At 71.9% G+C, this 16,519-nt stretch carries 12 protein-coding genes; 6 read left to right on the top strand and 6 right to left on the bottom strand.

Going from position 1 to position 16,519, the window contains the following annotated elements; genetic code table 11:
• Positions 1 to 102 precede the first annotated feature (102 nt).
• The gene (locus tag B0E54_RS01300; RefSeq protein ID WP_234581234.1) at positions 103 to 2,424 is read left to right on the top strand and encodes a BTAD domain-containing putative transcriptional regulator; all 2,322 of its coding nucleotides are present in this window, start codon (positions 103 to 105) and stop codon (positions 2,422 to 2,424) included.
• A 111-nt stretch (positions 2,425 to 2,535) separates the two neighbouring features.
• Here B0E54_RS01300 and B0E54_RS01295 read toward each other — a convergent pair whose 3' ends face one another.
• Positions 2,536 to 3,609 carry a glycerophosphodiester phosphodiesterase family protein gene (locus B0E54_RS01295; protein WP_234581232.1) on the bottom strand — a complete coding sequence of 358 codons (1,074 nt, stop codon included), beginning with the start codon at positions 3,607 to 3,609 and terminating at the stop codon, positions 2,536 to 2,538.
• Positions 3,610 to 3,824: 215 nt separating this feature from the next.
• On the opposite strand from B0E54_RS01295, the gene B0E54_RS01290 reads away from it, so the two are divergent.
• Complete coding sequence (locus B0E54_RS01290; RefSeq protein ID WP_234581231.1) at positions 3,825 to 4,337, top strand: flavodoxin domain-containing protein; 513 nt, start codon at positions 3,825 to 3,827, stop codon at positions 4,335 to 4,337.
• A gap of 74 nt (positions 4,338 to 4,411) precedes the next feature.
• On the opposite strand, the gene B0E54_RS01285 is transcribed toward B0E54_RS01290, so the two are convergent.
• On the bottom strand, positions 4,412 to 6,478 hold the full coding sequence (locus tag B0E54_RS01285; protein ID WP_234581230.1) for a PQQ-dependent sugar dehydrogenase: 2,067 nt from the start codon (positions 6,476 to 6,478) through the stop codon (positions 4,412 to 4,414).
• Positions 6,479 to 6,624: 146 nt separating this feature from the next.
• Positions 6,625 to 6,825 (bottom strand): hypothetical protein, encoded by a 201-nt coding sequence (locus B0E54_RS01280; protein ID WP_234581227.1) that lies wholly within the window; start codon positions 6,823 to 6,825, stop codon positions 6,625 to 6,627.
• Between the two features lie 531 nt (positions 6,826 to 7,356).
• Between B0E54_RS01280 and B0E54_RS01275 the strand changes: the two genes are divergently transcribed.
• Positions 7,357 to 8,403, top strand: coding sequence for a polysaccharide deacetylase family protein (locus tag B0E54_RS01275; protein ID WP_234581226.1), 1,047 nt, complete (start codon positions 7,357 to 7,359; stop codon positions 8,401 to 8,403).
• A gap of 81 nt (positions 8,404 to 8,484) precedes the next feature.
• Here B0E54_RS01275 and B0E54_RS01270 read toward each other — a convergent pair whose 3' ends face one another.
• The 3 genes from B0E54_RS01270 to B0E54_RS01260 form a co-directional block, all read right to left on the bottom strand.
• The gene (locus B0E54_RS01270; RefSeq protein ID WP_234581225.1) at positions 8,485 to 8,778 is read right to left on the bottom strand and encodes an STAS domain-containing protein; all 294 of its coding nucleotides are present in this window, start codon (positions 8,776 to 8,778) and stop codon (positions 8,485 to 8,487) included.
• Between the two features lie 267 nt (positions 8,779 to 9,045).
• Positions 9,046 to 9,504, bottom strand: coding sequence for a hypothetical protein (locus B0E54_RS01265; RefSeq protein WP_234581223.1), 459 nt, complete (start codon positions 9,502 to 9,504; stop codon positions 9,046 to 9,048).
• 3 nt (positions 9,505 to 9,507) lie between these two features.
• Complete coding sequence (locus B0E54_RS01260; RefSeq protein ID WP_234581222.1) at positions 9,508 to 11,943, bottom strand: molybdopterin oxidoreductase family protein; 2,436 nt, start codon at positions 11,941 to 11,943, stop codon at positions 9,508 to 9,510.
• A gap of 310 nt (positions 11,944 to 12,253) precedes the next feature.
• On the opposite strand from B0E54_RS01260, the gene B0E54_RS01255 reads away from it, so the two are divergent.
• The 3 genes from B0E54_RS01255 to B0E54_RS01245 all read left to right on the top strand — a co-directional run bounded on the left by B0E54_RS01255 (position 12,254) and on the right by B0E54_RS01245 (position 16,506).
• Positions 12,254 to 13,756 carry an FAD-binding oxidoreductase gene (locus B0E54_RS01255; RefSeq protein ID WP_234581221.1) on the top strand — a complete coding sequence of 501 codons (1,503 nt, stop codon included), beginning with the start codon at positions 12,254 to 12,256 and terminating at the stop codon, positions 13,754 to 13,756.
• A 165-nt stretch (positions 13,757 to 13,921) separates the two neighbouring features.
• The gene (locus B0E54_RS01250) at positions 13,922 to 15,964 is read left to right on the top strand and encodes a copper resistance protein CopC (RefSeq protein ID WP_234581220.1); all 2,043 of its coding nucleotides are present in this window, start codon (positions 13,922 to 13,924) and stop codon (positions 15,962 to 15,964) included.
• 170 nt (positions 15,965 to 16,134) lie between these two features.
• Positions 16,135 to 16,506, top strand: coding sequence for a helix-turn-helix transcriptional regulator (locus B0E54_RS01245; protein WP_007461709.1), 372 nt, complete (start codon positions 16,135 to 16,137; stop codon positions 16,504 to 16,506).
• Positions 16,507 to 16,519: the final 13 nt, after the last annotated feature.

The raw sequence follows: 16,519 nt of genomic DNA, 5'->3' as shown, positions 1-16,519 counted from the left end.
ATGATCGTGCCCGGGGGGAAGCCACGCCGGGGGCGACGACTCGTAGTGCCCGGTTGTCTCTTCGCTCGCCTGAGCCTCCACGAGAGAACACAGGAGCGGTGAATGTCCGGAGACAATGTCAACCATGCCTGGCGCCCGTCGACGCCGGCTCGCAGCGAAGGTGGGGACGAGGTATCGACAGCGGAACGACACCCTGCGGGTGGTGACCCGGGGCGGGCGCTGCGTCACCTCGCCGCCGCCGGCGACCGCGCGGCCGCGCACCTGTGGCTCGCCACCCAGCCCGACCTCCTCGCCGCGACACCCGACCCGGCCGACGCGCCGGTCGCGGAGATCTGGCGCGCGGCGCTGCGGCACCACCTCGCCGGGGAACCGCACCTGGCGGCGGCCCGCCTGGCGACCGCGCCGATCGGCGCGACCGGCCCACACGCCGTGCAGATGTACTGCCACGCGGCCGTGCACCACCTGCTCGACGACGACATCGAGCGGGCCAGCGCCGACGTCGAGGAGGCGGCGCGGGCCGCCCACGCGTGCGGCGTCCCCACCGCCCACCGGGCGTACGCCCGGATGGTCGTGCTGCTCGCCGCCGCCACCGGCGACGCGACGGCGACCCACGAGCGCGCGGAGGCGACCGACGGGCTGCGCCGCGCGGACGCCGACCTGCTGCGGTTGATGGTCCACCTGGACCTGTCCGGCCACCTGCTGTGGGCTGGCGACGCCACCGACGCGCTGCGGCACGCCGAGGCGGCCGTCCGACTGACCGAGGTGGCGGGCGACACGGGTTTCGAGCCGTACGCGCTGACCCTCGCCGCGGTGGCGAAGTGTCAGCTCGGCCGGTTGGAGGAGGCCCTCGCCGACGGCGCCGCAGGGCTTCGCCTGCGGGAACTGGCGGGAGTCGCCGCCGACGAGGCGATCTCGCTCGCCGCCCTGGGGATGGTGCACCGCCGCCGGCGGGAGCCGCGGCAGGCCCGGCAGGCGTTGGAGAGCGCCCTGGCCGCGGTGGGCAGCGGTCAGCCGCGCATCGTCTCGCCCGCCTGGGTCCTGGCCGAACTGGCGCGGATCCGCGCGGCCGACGACCTGTGCGCCGCGCAGGATCTCGCCGAACGGGCGGTCACCATGGCCCGGGAGCCCGAACGACCGTACGCCCTGCTGGCCCGTGGCTGGGTGGCGCTGCTGCGCGGTGACACCGCCGCCGCCCACTTCGACGCCGCCGAGGCCCGCACCGGCGCGACCGTCGGGCGGCGACGCGCCACCCTCGTCGAGGCGCTTCAACTCACCGTGCTCGCGGCGGACGACCCGCGCGCGTCCGCCGGGCTGCTCGACGACGCCGCCGCGCTCTGCCGGGAACTGGGCGACCCGGCCGAGGAGGCCACCGTCGCGCTGATCGCCGCGCGACTGCAGGGGCGGCAGGCCCGCCGTGGCGCCGAGGGCGCCGGGCAGAAGCTGCGCCGCTGCGGGGTACGCCTGGACCCGGGCGTCGCCGACGGGCTCACCGCGATCACGCTGCGCGTACCGGCGGTGGTCATCCACACGCTGGGTGACTTCCGGGTGTTCCGGGCCGGCGCGGTCGTCCCGTACGGCGAGTGGCAGTCCAAGAAGGCACGGGACCTGCTGAAGATCCTCGTCGCGCACCGGGGACGCGCCGTGCCCCGGGCCAGGCTGATGGAGCTGCTCTGGCCGGACGAGTCACCGTCGCGTACCGCGAACCGGCTGTCGGTGCTGCTGTCCACGCTGCGCCGGGTGCTCGGCACCGGCCGCCGCACCAGCGGCCGGGGCGCGGTGCTGGCCGAGCGGGGTTCGGTGGCGATCGACCTGGACGTGATCGACGTGGACGTCGAGACGTTCCTGACCGCCGCCGAGGAGGCGCAGGTCGCCCTGCGGGGCGGACACCCGGACGCGGCCCGCGCGCTGGTCCGGGCCGACGAGTTGTACGGCGGGGACTTCCTCGCCGACGACCCGTACGAGGACTGGGCGCAGCCGCTGCGCGAGGAGGCGCAGGTCGCCCACACCAGCGTGCTGCGGGCTCTGGTCCAGCACGCCTCGGACACGGACCAGAAGCTGGTCTACCTGATGCGGCTGGTGCACCGGGACCCGTACGACGAGGACGCCCACCTGGAGTTGGTGCAGGTGCTGCGCGCGGCCGGGCGGCACGGCGAGGCGCAGCGGCGCTACCGCACGTACGTCGAGCGGATGCGGGAGTTGGGCATCGCGCCGGCCGGCGGCGAGGCGACCGACAGCGACGCGGGGCCCGCCGGGGCCGGCGGCGGCCAGCACGCCAACTCGTCGGCCGGGGCACTGGCCCGGTGGCGGGCGCCGGCCGCGCAGGCCCGGCCGTGGACGACGGAGCTGGGCGGCGCCCACCGCCCGAGCGGCGTCCCGGTGCAGCGGAGGGGGAATCCGAGGAGGCTCATTGAGCATCCGGCCTGACCGGGCTCACCGACCCCTCGCCGGCCGCGCCGAGGCACCCCGGCCGGACGGGACCGGCCCCGCGAGCGCGCCTGGCAGCTCACGGGACCGGCCCCGGATCGGGCGTGCGGGTCAGTGGCGGGGCTGGTAGCTCTTCGGCAGCCGCATGCCCCGCTCGGCCATGATCTCCCGGACCCGGTTCGGGTAGTTGGTGATGACCCCGTCGACGCCCATGTCCATCAACGCGGACACGGTTGCCGGGTCGTCGCAGGTCCACGGAATGATCTTCAGGCCCCGGGCGTGCGCCTCGGCCACCATCGTCGCGTCCGGGTAGAAGCGGAAGTTCGGGTCGCCGATGGTCCCGTTCTGCGGGAATCCGTAGTTGGGCGACAGGGCGGTGACGCCGGGGATGGCGGCGGCCGCCTTCACGAAGTCACCGTCGTAGTCGTCAGCGTCGATCCCGCCCAGCCAGGGGGACGCGCCCGGCTGGCCGACCTGGAGGAAGTCGTGATTCGTGAGGGCCACCAGCGGCCACTTCGGCGCGAGCCGGTGCATCGCCTTGAGCGCACCCCAGTCGAACGACTGGATGGTGACCTGCTTCTCGATGCCGGAGGCGTGGATCTCCTCGAAGACCCGCCGGACGAACAGCTCACGCGGCGCGGTCTGCTCGGGCGCTCCCGCCTCGACCTTGGTCTCGATGTTGAGGGTGATCTGCTTGGCCTGGTAGCTCTTGACGAGGCCGAGGACGTCCTTCAACTCGACCATGCGGAAGCCCTTGACCTGCTCCTGCTCGGGAAAGCCCGGAAGCTGCTGGTAGCCGCAGTCCATGGTCTTGAGCTGGGCGAGGGTGAGGTCCTTGATGTACTTGCCGACGTACGGGTACATCGGGTCGCCGGCCTGGACCGGTGCGGTGTCGGCGCACTTCTGGGCGCTGATCTGGCGGTCGTGGTTGACGACCACCTTCTGATCCTTCGTGATCTGGGTGTCCAGCTCCAGCGTGGTGACACCGAGGCGCATCGCCTTGCCGAAGCCCTCCAGCGACTCCTCGGTGGTCATGCCGATGCCGCCGCGGTGGGCCTGGAGGTCGAAGTGGGTCTTCTGGGGGTGCAGCGCGCTGGCGCTGTCGACTGTCGACGCGTGCGCGGCTACCGGAACGGCGAGCGCGGGCAGAACGGCGAGGCCCGCCAGAACGTGACGCAGGGACATGGTGCAAACCTCAGCTCTTGGGGTGCAGATGCGCAGGTGAGGCTAGGTGGGAGGGCAGCACCGGCGATGGCCACGCCATAGGCGGAGAGTGAACGCTCGCCGAACCTCAGGGAGGCACACCAGGCAGTGCGGCCCTTCGGCCGCGCCGCCGGTCCCGGCCGGGACGGGCCACCCGGCCCTGTCCGAGCCGGCCGACCGCGACGAGCGTGGAGACCATGAGGGCGCTGGTGATGTACGAGTCGATGTTCGGCAACACCGAGGCCGTCGCGCGGGCAGTCGCGGACGGGATGGCTCGCCACGCCGAGGTGACGATCGCCGACATCGGCGCGATGCCCATGGTGAGCGGCATGGACGTCATCGTGGTGGGTGGTCCCACACATGCCTTCGGCCTGAGCCGGCCGGCCACCCGGCAGGACGCCGTACGGCAGGGGGCCACGCGCAGGGACGCCGCGACGGTCGGCCTGCGGGAGTGGATGGACGCCTCGGCGGATCTGCACGGTGTCGCGGCGGCGGTGTTCGACACCAAGGTCGACAAGCCGTTCAGCGGTTCGGCCGCCCGCAAGGCGGAGCGTCGGCTGCGCCGGCTCGGCTGCCGGCTGCTCGTCCCGTCCGAGAGCTTCCACGTCGTGGGCACCCCCGGCCCGCTGGCGGACGGTGAACGCGAGCGCGCCCGGCGCTGGGGCGAGGCCGTCGCGGCCGCCGCCGTTGCCGCGGCACAGCGGACCTGACGGGCAGCGCGTCCGCGCCGGGAGTCCGCCGACGGCCACCGGAGGGTCGCGGTGGCCGTCGGTGAACGTGCGCGCTAGTTGCCGAGGGTGACGTGCAGGACGCGTTCGTTGCTGTTGTTCGGGGTGCTGTCCTTGTCGCCGGTGTTGGTGGTGGTGAGCCACAGTCCCCCGTCGGGCGCCGGCTCCACCGTCCGCAACCGGCCGTAGGTGCCACTGAAGTACGTCTGCACGTTCGTCAGGCTGCTGCCGCTGATCACGGCGCGGTACATCCGCGTACCGCGGGCGCAGGCGACGTAGAGCGCGTCGCGCACGATCGCGATGCCGGAGCAGGAGCCCTCGGCGGTCGGGTAGGTGCGGGCCGGCGCGATGTAGCCGGCCGTGCCGCAGGTGCCGCTGGTGCCCTCGCAGGCCGGCCAGCCATAGTTGCCGCCCCGCGTGATCAGGTTGGTCTCATCCATGATCGAGTTGCCGAACTCCTGCTCCCACAGGCGGCCCTGCGAGTCGAACGCGAGCCCCTGCGGATTGCGGTGACCGTAGCTCCACACGTAGTTGCCGAACGGGTTGTCCGAGGGCACGCCGCCGTCCGGGTTGAGGCGCAGGATCTTGCCCTCGAGGCTGGAGCGGTCCTGGGCGTACGCGCCGTTCTGCGCGTCGCCGGTGCTGGCGTACAGCTTGCCGTCCGGGCCGAAGCGCAGCCGGCCGCCGTTGTGGTACTTGTTGCGCCGGATCCCGCTGAGCAGGACCTGTTCGCTGGCGGTGGTGAGCCGGTCGTTCTCCATCTTGATCCGGACGATCCGGTTGTCGCTCGGCGAGGTGTGCATGATGTAGAGCCACCGGTCGCTGGCGAAGCTCGACGAGATCGCGAGGCCCAGCAGACCACCTTCACCGTCGGTGCTCTGCACGTTCGGCACGGTGCCCACTGTGGTCTTCGTCCCCGTGGTGGGGTTGAGGTGGATGATGTCGTGCGCGTCGCGGCGGTTGTAGAGGACGGTGCCGTCCGGCAGCGTCACCAGGCCCCACGGGACGTCGGTGTCGGTGGTGACCTGCCGCACCGTGCACACCGGGTTGGCGCAGGCGCCGCCGGTGCTCACCGCGACGGAGGCGCTGCGCGCCGAGGCGTTGTCCTGCCCGTCGCGAGCGAGGACCTGGTACTGGTACATGGTGTTCGCCGCCAGGCCGCTGTCGGTGAAGGTGGTGGCCGGCGGGGCGCCCGTGACGGTGCCGATCTTCACGCCATTGCGGTAGACGTCGTACGCCCGGACCCCGACGTTGTCGCTCGACGCGGTCCACCGCAGGGTCACAGTGGTCCCCGACGCGGTGCCGGTGAGCTGCGTCGGCGTGCTCGGCGGCACGGTGTCGGCCTGGCAGGGCGGCGGCGTGATCGTCACGGTGGCGCTGGCCTGCGACACGTTGCCGGCGGCGTCGCGCGCGTTGACGTACAGGCCCCAGGTCGCTCCGGGGACGACGGTGAGGCTGGCCGACAGGGTGCCGCCGTTCACCGAGGTCATGAGCTGGCCATCGTGGTAGATGTCGTAGAACGCCACCGCGACGTTGTCCGTCGAGGCGTTCCACGCGAACGTCACCGAGTTGCAGGTCAGCCCGCTCACCCGGGGGTTGCCGGGCGGCGTGGGCGGCTGACTGTCGGTGCTGCCCAGCGATGACGTCCAGCGCTGGTTGGCCTGCCCGTTGCAGGTCCAGAGGCCGACAGTCGTGCCGTTGGCGGTGCCGCCGCCGGTCACGTCCAGACAGAGTCCGGACTGGACACCGACGATGCTCCCGTCGGCGTTGATCCGCCAGCGCTGGTTGGCGCCGCCGGTGCAGCCGTAGATCTGCAGCGCGGCCGGCGCGCTGGTGTCCTGGCCGACCACGTCGAGGCACATCGTCGCGTCGTACGCCCGCAACTCGCCGGCCGCGGTGAACGTCCAGGCCTGGTTGGCCTGGCCGACGCAGTCGTAGATGTTGATGCCGGCGCCGGGTGTCCGGGAGTTGCCCACCACGTCCAGGCACCGACCGGACGCCACACCGACGACTGTCGACGGGCCCGCCGCCGACGCCGGCACACCGACCGCCGCGGCCAGCAGCACCGCCACGGCGAACGCCGGCACCAGCCGTCGTGGTCTGACTCGGGCGAAGTTTCGCATCCGTCCTCCAGGGTCGGGGCATCGAACGGCCCGACCCCACGCCGGACGACCCAGCGCCCGACCGGACCGACGAGAAGCAACATCGACCATCAAAGATGGATTCGCGGCACATGTCAAACGATGTCGTTCGATCGGGGACAAACCGATCAACGGGGTCGCCGCCGCCGGTCGGGACAGGCGCGCGGGGCGCCGACGTGATCCGACCCGGCGGCCGGACCGCCCAGCCCGCCGTGCGGGGCGATCCGGCCGGCGGTCAGCTCGCCCTGCGTGAGACCGTTGGCCAAGGTGCGGCCGGCTGCCGTCGCCGCCCGGCAGACCAGGTCGCCGCGAGCGACCCGAATCGACATCCGTCAAGGTCTGTCGATGGCGGAAGTATTGGTAGCGCGTCGGCGCACTGTCAACGTTTATCGGAAACATTGCGGAATCACCTGGCGAGTGTCGCCCACCGCGCGGCCTGTCGGACCTGGCCAGGACCCTGATCAATCAGCCGACAACAGGCGCCTCGGCCACGGCCGCCATCGATTGGTCGGATCTCCGCCGAGAGTTCCGGGAGATTTCCGGATCGAGCGCTCTCGGACTCCCTGAATCGAGGCCGAAAGGTCCGGCCTTTGCGAGCACCTGGTTGCGATTGCGCCGACATCCCGGCTGCTCCCGGGTCACGTCGAGCACGAGAGCGGCTCCGGACGGCTCCGGCCAGGGGTTCCGGAAATTGTTGACGCGTTGGAATTCTCGCTGCAATACTCCGATCCATTCTGGTCGATGCGATCCGGCTTCCCGGCGAGCTTCGGTCGATCTCCCCACCCACCACCCACACGTCCGGACCGGACCGTGCCGCCCGCACACACCGGGGCGCGTCCGACCCGGTAGAAGGGGCACAGATGAGCACTGTCTCCGCTGGCACGCTCGTACGGTCGAGGCGACTCCGTGCGGTGCTGTCCATCCTCGCCACCGCCGTCGCGACATGCGGCGTCGTCGTCGTGGCCACCGCGACCCCGTCGAGCGCCGCCACCTGCAACGGCTACGTCGGGCTCACCTTCGACGACGGTCCGACCGGCAGCACCAGCGCCCTGCTGAACGTGCTGCGCGCCAACGGCGTACGGGCCACGATGTTCAACATCGGGCAGAACGCGCAGAACAACAGGTCGGCGGCGCAGGCACAGGTGGCCGCCGGCATGTGGGTCGGCAACCACAGCTGGAGCCACGCCCACATGACGTCGATGAGCCAGTCCCAGATGCAGTCCGACCTGTCCCAGACGAGTTCGGCGATCCAGTCCGCGACCGGCAGCCGGCCGCAGCTGTTCCGGCCGCCGTACGGGGAGACCAACTCGACCCTCCAGTCGGTCGCCTCGTCGCTCGGGATGCGGCAGGTGATCTGGGACGTCGACTCACAGGACTGGAACGGCGCGAGCGTCAGCCAGATCGTGTCGAACGCCAGCCGTCTCCAGGCCGGCCAGGTCATCCTCATGCACGACGGGATCCAGAACACCCGGGACGCCATCGGCCAGATCGTGGCCAACCTGACCAGCCGCAATCTCTGCCCCGGCATGATCTCGCCGTCCACCGGTCGCGCGGTCGCACCCGACGGCGCGACCCCGCCGCCGGGCAGCACGACTCCCCCGCCCAGCAGCACGACCCCGCCCCCGTCCGGCGGCAGTTGCACGGCGACGGCGACGACGCCGAACGTCTGGGGTGACCGGTACAACACCTCGGTCACCGTCAGCGGCACCAGCACCTGGACGGTGGTGGTCGCCCTCACCGCGCCGCAGAAGGTCTCCACCATCTGGAACGGCAACGCCACCTGGGACAGCAGCGGCTACGTCATGACCGTGCGCCCCAACGGCAGCGGCAACACGTTCGGCTTCACCACGATGTTCAACGGCAACAGCAGCGCCCGACCGCAGATCCGCTCCTGCACGGCCGGCTGACGCCGCGACGGTCCTGCGTGGCGTCGACCGATGCCACGCAGGACCGAAGCCGACTCGATGGCAGGGCAGCGGGAACACGCTTCACTCGAACAGGTGCTCCACCTGGGTGATCCGCAGGACACGCCGGGTGATGCCGCCGGCGCCCCGGACCGAGAAGCGGGAACCGCTCCGCTTGGCCCGGTCGGCGGCCAGGAGCAGGACGTGGACCCCCGCGGCGCTGAAGAAGTCGACAGCCGCGAGATCGCAACAGACGTCGGGGTGGCTGTCCAGGGCGTTGGTCAGCGCCGCCCCCAGCAGCGGGGCGGTGTCCATGTCGACGTAGCCCGCCGGGGCGACGATCAGCCGGTCGGCGGAGAACGCGGCAGACGAGTTCACGGGCTCGGTGTGGCGAGCCACGGAGAAGGGCCGTTCCGGGGCATCCAGCGCCCACAACCCACCCGGGTAGCGACGAGCTGAGCGGGTCGATGTCGCCCGCGGAGGCGGGAGCGCCATCTCTACGCGGTCGGTCATGGGCACACGCCTCCCGTTGGAGATCCTTGACAGGACGGGCGCGTGACTTGACCCAGTCACACCGTAATGAGGTTTTCCGCTGGCCGCCAGTCGGCGTCGTCCCAGGCCGTACGTCCCCGGTGTGCCGGCCGATCAGTCCGCCACGACGAGCGCCTGCGGCGCGGCGGACTTCATCCGCGTCCGCAGCCACTTGAGCTGGATGGCGGTCTCCCCCTCGCACTCGCGCACCACCGCGAGCAGGTCCTTGTCGCGCACGCCGTAGGCGGCCTGGCCCACGACGGTCCAGGTGATGTCACACTCGGCGGCCATCAGGTACAGATCCTGCAGATCGCGGAGCAGACCGATGCCGCCGGTGCGGGTGCCCGTGAACAACTGCGAGTGCAGCCGGTCGGGTTCGGCGGGCGCGTCCTCGGAGTAGCGGGCGGCGAACGGGCGCAGGCGCTCAGCGTACGCGGCACAGCGCTTCGCCTGCTGCTGGCAGAGGTGGTGGACGTCGGGTTCCTCGGCATGCGCGTCGCCGACCTGCCGGAACGCCTCGGCGAGATTGACCTGGGCGCGGTGCAGCAGGCCGAGATAGTGGGCGAGGTGCACGGCTCACTCCTTCCCGCTGGTGGCCTCGGCGGCCGGTCCGCCGACGGTCGCGGGCACGTCGGCGTCCGCCGGCGGCGCGCTGCCGCCGGTCGTCGGCGCCGGCGAGGGTACGCCCCGCCCGTCGGCGAGTTTCTCCACCGCGACGGCGGCGACCTTGAAGATGGGCTGCTTGGAGACCGGGTCCCAGGCGGTGATGGTCAGCTCGTTCGCCGCCCGTGGGGTGCGGTCGGCGGGGTCCTGGTCGAAGTAGCCGTAGTGGAACGGCAGGAACACCACGCCGGGGCGGATGCCGCACAGCCGGGCGCGGGCCTGGATGGCGCCGCGCGCCGAGGAGATGCCGACCACGTCGCCCTCGGCGATACCGAGCCGGTCGGCGTCGGCCGGGTTGAGCTCCACCCAGACGTCCGGGGCCGCCCGGTCGAGCTGGGGCGCCCGGCCGGTCTTGGTGCGGGTGTGGAACTGGTAGACCGTACGGCCCGTGCTCAGCAGCATCGGGTGGTCCTCGTCAGGCACCTCGGGCGAGGGTTGGTAGTCGACGGTGTGCAGGAACGCCCGTCCGTTCGGTTCCTTGGCCCGGTACTCCGCCTCGGTGAACTCGGCGCCGGTGGCGAGGTCCTGGCCGTACGTCTCGCAGTAGTCCGGGTCGGTGGGGAACAGCCCGTCGGCGTAGAGCCGTTCGGTGCCGTCCGGGTGCTCGTCGGTGCAGGGCCACTGGATGCCGGACCCGCCGCGCAGCCTGGCGTAGGTCATGCCGGTGTAGTCGCACGGCCGGCCGCGCGAGCACTCCTTCCACGCCTCGAACACCTCCTCCGGGCCGGTCCACCGGATCAGCGGCTGCCCGTCGCGGTCGCGCAAGTCCATCCGGCGCGCGTAGTCGAGGAAGATGTCCAGGTCGGGCTTCGCCTCGCCGGGTGGGTCGACGGCCTTGTCCGAGATGTGCACCGTCCGGTCGACGCTGGTGAACGTGCCGGTCTTCTCGCCCCAGGTGGCGCCGGGCAGCACCACGTCGGCCAGCTCGGCGGTCTCGGTCAGGAACAGGTCCTGGACCACCACGAACAGGTCCGGCTTGGCGAGGATCCGCCGGATCCGGGCCAGGTCCGGCAACGACACCGCCGGGTTGGTGGCGCTGATCCACAGGAGTTTGATCGAGCCCTGCTCGGCGTACCGGAAGATCTGCATGGCGTGCGTCGGCGGCGCCCAGTGCGGGATGGTGTCGACATCCACGTTCCACAGCCGGGCCAGCTCCTCGATGTGCCGCTCGTTGTCCCAGTTGCGCAGGCCGGGCAGGTCGCCGTCGGCGCCGGTCTCGCGGGTGTTCTGCGCGGTCGGCTGGCCGTTCATCTGGTAGATCCCGGCGCCGGGGCGCCCGATCATGCCCCGGAGCAGGTGCAGGTTGTTGACGGCGCAGGCCGCGGCGGTGGCCTGGTTCGACTGGTAGAAACCCTGCAACACGGTCGACAGCAGCCGCTGGGACGTGCCGAGCAGCTCGGCGGCGCGTTCCACGTCGGCGGCCGGCACGTCACAGATGTCGGCGACCCGGCGCGGTGGGTAGCCGTCGACGATCCGGCACAGCTCGTCGAAGCCGATGGTGTGCGCGTCGACGTAGTCGCTGTCGTACCAGCCGCGCCGAATGATCTCGCGGAGCAACCCGTTCAGCAGGGCGACGTTCGTGCCGTTGCGGACCGCGAGGTGCAGGTCGGCCTCCCGGGCGACCGGGGTGGCCCGGGGGTCTACCGCCAGCATCGCCGGCGGATTCGGCCCGCGTCGCCGGTCCAGCATGCGCATCCACAGCACCGTCTGCGTCTCGGCGACGTTGTGGCCCCACAGCGCGATCGCGTCACAGTGGTCGACGTCGGTGTACGACCCGGGCTGCCCGTCGGTGCCGAAGCTCGCCTTCAGCGCCGCCGCCGCCGTCGCGGTGCACAGCCGGGTGTTGCCGTCCATGTGCGGGGTGCCCAGCCCGGCCTTGCCGATCACGCCCAGCGTGTAGTACTCCTCCAGGAACAGCTGGCCCGAGGTGTAGAAGCCGAAGCGTCCCCAGCCGCCCGGCGAGTCGAGGAGTTCCCGCGAGCGGGCCACGATCCGGCCCATGGCGGTGTCCCAGTCCGCCTCGACGAGACGGTCGCCGTCGCGGACCAGCGGCCGGGTCAGCCGGTCCGGGCTGTGGTTGGCCTGCCAGCCGTACAGGTCCTTGGGGTCGAGCCGGCCCCGGTTGACCCGATCCACCGCCCGACCCCGCACGCCGACGATCCGACCGTCGGCGACCGCGATGTCCATGGCGTCGCCGTTGGAGTGCAGCACCGACGCCGACTGCACCCACCGGTCCACGTCGGCATCGGTACGCCCGTCGGCCAGATAGCGGTCCACCCGCACCGGCCACTCATCCCCCGGCCCGTACGGCGTCCGCTCGCCCCACGGCTCGGCGATCCGATCAACCACGACGCTCCCTCCGACGAATTCCCGGGTGCCGCCACCACGGCATCGGCACGTTCTCGGTAGCGGTCCTGACGGCCGCCCCGGCCAGGCCCGGCCAAGTCCCTGCCAGATCGCTCACTTCGGCATGCTCACCCCCTCTACCCCTCGGCAGGGCGTCCACACCATGAACCGCCCCATCCCGATCACTCGACCGAGTTTCCGGACAAAAAGGCTCATCTGCGAATAAGCCTCCCGTAATACCGTGAGTTACGTGCCACGGGCCAGAACCACTCTGGTCGATCGCTGGCGGAACCCACATCGAGAGGATCGGACCATGCGCGACCTATCTCGTCGCGAAGTACTCAAGGCGACGGCGGCCGTCGGCGCGGGGGCCGCGGTCTTCCCCGGCATCGTGGCCGCCGGCACCCCGGGGTTCGCGGCCGACGGCGGCCCGGGTCCGTCTTCCACCGCGGAGTGTCCGCCGGCGGAGCTGACCGGGCGCATTGTCCGCCCGCAGGATCCCGGCTACGCGAACGCGAGCCTCGGCTGGGACGAGCTGTTCGTCCGCTACCCGCTGGTCATCGTCTTCGCGCAGAACACCCAGGACGTGGTCAACGCCCTGACCTGGGCGCGGCAGAACGACGTCGCGCTGCGGGTGCGCAGTGGCCGGCACAGCCTGGAGGGCTGGTCGAACGTCGACAACGGCATCGTGATCGACGTGAGCGAGCTGAAGTCGACACACATCGACTACGGGAGCCGCACCGCGCGGGTGGGCGCCGGGCTCAACCAACTGGAGGCGGTCACCGCGCTCGGTGAGCACGACCTCGCGGTGACCACCGGGACGGAGGGAAGCGTGGGCCTGTCCGGCGCGACCCTCGGCGGCGGTCTCGGCTTCCTCACCCGCTACCTCGGGATGGCCTGCGACAGCCTGATCGGGGCGGAGATCGTCGTCGCGTGGGGCACCAACGGCGCGAAGGCGATCGAGGTGGACCTGCACAACCACGAGGACCTGCTCTGGGCCCTGCGCGGCGCGGGCAACGGGAACTTCGGGATCGTCACCTCGCTCACCTACCGGGTGACGCCGCTGCACAGCGTCGCCTACGTCCAGGCGACCTGGGACGGCCTGGGTGACCTGGAGGAAATCTTCGACACCTGGCAGCGCATCGCTCCGTTCACCGACTACCGTCTCGGGACCCAGGTCGAGATCCACAAGTCCCAGATCCTGCTGTTCGCGGTGCTCGCCGACGGTCCGGAGGCCGAGGCGAGGGAGTTGCTGGAGCCGATCCTCTCGATCGGCAGCCCCGAGGTCACCGTGCAGACCGGGGGCTGGGGCGAGATCTACAACGGCTTCCAGATCCCGACCGAGGACGAGCCCGCCAACTGGAAGTTCTTCTCGCAGTTCTCCAACCGGCCGTTCCCGAAGAAGGCGATAGGTGTGGTCCGGGCCTTCATGGACAAGGCACCCACGGACGACAGCAACTTCTTCCTCCAGGCGTTCGGCCGCGGTGCCCAGGCGCACGAGCCCCGTGGCGGGTCCGCGTTCCCGCACCGCGACGCGCTCTTCTACTCCGAGCCGGGCGTCGGCTGGGGCACGCGCGGGGAGCCGGACAGCGGCGACGCCCTCACCCCGGTCGCCCAGACCTGGATCGCCGAGTTCAGCCAGGCCCTGCGGCCGTACGTCGACGGCGCCTACGTCAACGTGCCGAACATCGGGATGGCGGAGTGGGAGTCGGCCTACTGGGGGTCCAACTTCTACCGACTGCGCAAGGTCAAGGCGAAGTACGACCCGCACAACGTCTTCCAGTACGAGCAGAGCATTCCACCCGCGACCTGCTGAAGCGACGGCCCCGGGCCACGCGTGGGGGTGGTCCGGGGTCGTGGCGCGCGGGGACGGTCGTGGCCGCCGGCGGAGTGTGCCGACCGAAGCGAGCGCAACTTCTGCCGTCCGTGAAAAAAGATCAGCTCCTTGTGAAGAAAGCCTCACCCCGGTGAGGATATTCAGATGCGTCGTCTCCCCCAGAGTCTCGGCCGGCTGGTCGCGGGCGTGCTCGCGCTCGCCCTCGCCACGGCGGTCACCCTTCTCGCGTCCGCTGCGCCCGCCGCGGCTCACGGGACGTTCGCGATGTCCACTCCCGAGAGCGGCGCCACGGTGCCGGGGCCGTTGACGTCGGTGGCGCTGTACTTCACGGAGAAGGTCGGCGCCAACGCCTACTTCACGGTCACCGCGCCGAACGGCGTCCGCGTCGACAACGGCTGGACGTACGGGGAGCCGAAGCCGCTGACCAAGCCGGTGCGGGAGTACTTCCTGGTCGACGGCCAGTTCCAGCCACGCGAGTACACGACGGGCTTTCCGGCGGTGGTGTCGGTCGCGCACCTTCCCGCCGCCGGCCAGTACTCGGTGAGCTACCTGTCGGTGGCCTCCGACGGTGACGCGGTGCGCGGCACGATGACGTTCCGCTACACCGGCCGGGCGACCAAGGCTCCGCAGGGTTGGCAACCGCCGACCCAGCAGCCCGACCCCGCGCTTCTGGCGGCCATCGACCAGCACGCCTCCACGGGGCAGCAGCCGGTGGCCTCGGCGGCGCCCGCCGGCTCGCCCGGCACGACGCCTGCGGCGCCCGTCGCACGCCCGCAGGAGCGAAGCGGCCCGGGCGCGCTGCTCGGGGTCGGTGGGGCGGTCGCGGTCCTGGCTGCGGTGGCGGGATTCGTCCTCTGGCGTCGTCGTTCGTCGCCCGCGGGTGGATCGCCTGGCCGGGTCCGCACGTCGAAGGCTCCGGCGGGCCGGGGCGGTCGCGTCGCCCCCTCGGCACGTAGGCCCGTCGGCGCCAAGAGCACGGGGCCCGCCGGCAGGAACGCGGCGACCGCCGGCAGGAGCCCGGCGACCACGGGCGGCGGTCGCGCGGCAGGTGGCAGGCAGCGCAGAGCCGCCGTACCCCCGGCGCAGAGAAGCGGCGCGCGCTCCAGCGCGCGAGGTCCGGTAGTGGTCGAGTCCGCGCCGGCGCCGTCCGCGCAGGCCCTGGCCACGCCCGAGGACGCGTCGCCCGCCGACCGGTCGCGGCCCGAGGCGCCGGACGGCACCGGGGTACGCGGGTCACGACTGACCAACACCCACCTGGCGCTGCTCGTCGGCGGGCTGGTGGTGGCTCTGCTGGCCGGCTTCGGGCTCGCCCGCATCGGCGCCGGCGACGCGTCGCCGTCCGGGAACGCCCGTCGGCCCGCGGCCCCGGGCGGAGTGCCGACCGGCGCCGGGGAGGCCCTGTCGGCCGGGAACGGGCACGACCACGCGCCCGGGACGGGGCCGCACTCGCATCCGGGGGATGTCGGCGCCGGTGAGACGCTGGCGACCGGGACGACGGTCAGCGCGGGCGGTTACACGTTGCAGCCCCTGGAGCGGACCCAGCCGCCCGGCGTACGCGCGGACTACCGGTTCCGGATCGTCGGGACCGACCGGCAGCCGGCGACGCGTTTCGCAGTCGTGCACGAGAAGCCGTTGCACCTGATCGTGGTGGGGCGCGACCTCGGCGGCTACCAGCACCTGCACCCGACGATGGCGTCCGACGGCACCTGGAGCGTCCCCCTGACACTGGCCCGGCCAGGTGGCTACCGCGTCTTCGCCGACTTCTCCGTCAACGCCGCCGACGGTCGACAGGTGCCCCTCGTGCTGGGCGTCGACCACCACGTGCCGGGCGCGTACTCCCCGGCCGCGTTGCCACCGGCCCAGGCGCAGGCGACGGCCGGACCGTTCACGGTGTCGATGACCGGGACGCCCACCGCCGGGGTGACCGCGCCGGTGCGATTCCAGCTCACGCGCACCGACGCCGCCGGGCCGGTCCCGCCGCAGCGGTACCTGGGCGCGTACGGGCACCTGGTCGTCGTTCGCGAGGGTGACCTCGGGTACGTGCACGTCCACCCGGAGCAGGAACTGGTCGACGGCGCTGTCGCGTTCTGGCTGACCGTCCCCAGCGCCGGTCGGTACCGGGCCTTCTTCGACTTCCAGGTCGACGGGAAGGTCCAGACCGCCGAGTACACGATCAACCTGCCCTGACGGCTGGCCCACGCGGCCCCGGCTCGACGGAGGACGTCAGCCGTACGTCCTCCGGTGAGCCCACCGAGGGCGCGTCGGCCACGACACGCGTCGATGGTGTCGTGATGAGCACAGCATCCGCTCGGGGATTTGTCCGGTTCCGCCGCTCTGTTCCCCAGGTTGGTGGAACGATGGCTGTCGTGGGAACTGCCGAGACTGCCATGCCTGCCATTTCGCCGCTTGCCGGTGAGCCGATCAAACGCGCGGATGCCGAGCGGCTCGCGGGGGTGCTGAAGGCGTTCGCCGATCCGGCGCGCCTGCGGCTGCTCAGCCTGATCCAGGCCGCCCCGGAGGGCGAGGCCTCGGTCACCGACCTCACCGCGCCGCTCAACCTCTCTCAGCCGACCGTGAGCCATCACCTGCGGATTCTCACCGAGGCCGGTCTGATCGAGCGTGAGAAGCGCGGCGTGTGGGCGTATTACCGCATCGTGCCGTCGGCGATCGCGGCGATCGCCGACCTGTTGACGCCGCCCCGCAAGCGGCCGACGAAGAAGACCCGCTGAGCGACCGCGGCGC

This window comes from Micromonospora sp. MH99 (assembly GCF_021442385.1).
Classification (GTDB): Bacteria; Actinomycetota; Actinomycetes; order Mycobacteriales; family Micromonosporaceae; genus Micromonospora.
The sequence above is the reverse complement of the archived record's forward strand: the minus strand, read 5'-3'. Positions and strand labels throughout refer to the sequence as shown.

Excerpts from the sequence above, each read along its gene's own strand:
- B0E54_RS01275 (WP_234581226.1), top strand. The coding sequence starts at position 7,357 with ATGAGCACTGTCTCCGCTGGCACGCTCGTACGGTCGAGGCGACTCCGT.
- B0E54_RS01295 (WP_234581232.1), bottom strand. The coding sequence starts at position 3,609 with ATGTCCCTGCGTCACGTTCTGGCGGGCCTCGCCGTTCTGCCCGCGCTC.
- B0E54_RS01250 (WP_234581220.1), top strand. The coding sequence starts at position 13,922 with ATGCGTCGTCTCCCCCAGAGTCTCGGCCGGCTGGTCGCGGGCGTGCTC.
- B0E54_RS01285 (WP_234581230.1), bottom strand. The coding sequence starts at position 6,478 with ATGCGAAACTTCGCCCGAGTCAGACCACGACGGCTGGTGCCGGCGTTC.
- B0E54_RS01300 (WP_234581234.1), top strand. The coding sequence starts at position 103 with ATGTCCGGAGACAATGTCAACCATGCCTGGCGCCCGTCGACGCCGGCT.
- B0E54_RS01280 (WP_234581227.1), bottom strand. The coding sequence starts at position 6,825 with ATGTCGATTCGGGTCGCTCGCGGCGACCTGGTCTGCCGGGCGGCGACG.
- B0E54_RS01255 (WP_234581221.1), top strand. The coding sequence starts at position 12,254 with ATGCGCGACCTATCTCGTCGCGAAGTACTCAAGGCGACGGCGGCCGTC.
- B0E54_RS01245 (WP_007461709.1), top strand. The coding sequence starts at position 16,135 with ATGGCTGTCGTGGGAACTGCCGAGACTGCCATGCCTGCCATTTCGCCG.
- B0E54_RS01290 (WP_234581231.1), top strand. The coding sequence starts at position 3,825 with ATGAGGGCGCTGGTGATGTACGAGTCGATGTTCGGCAACACCGAGGCC.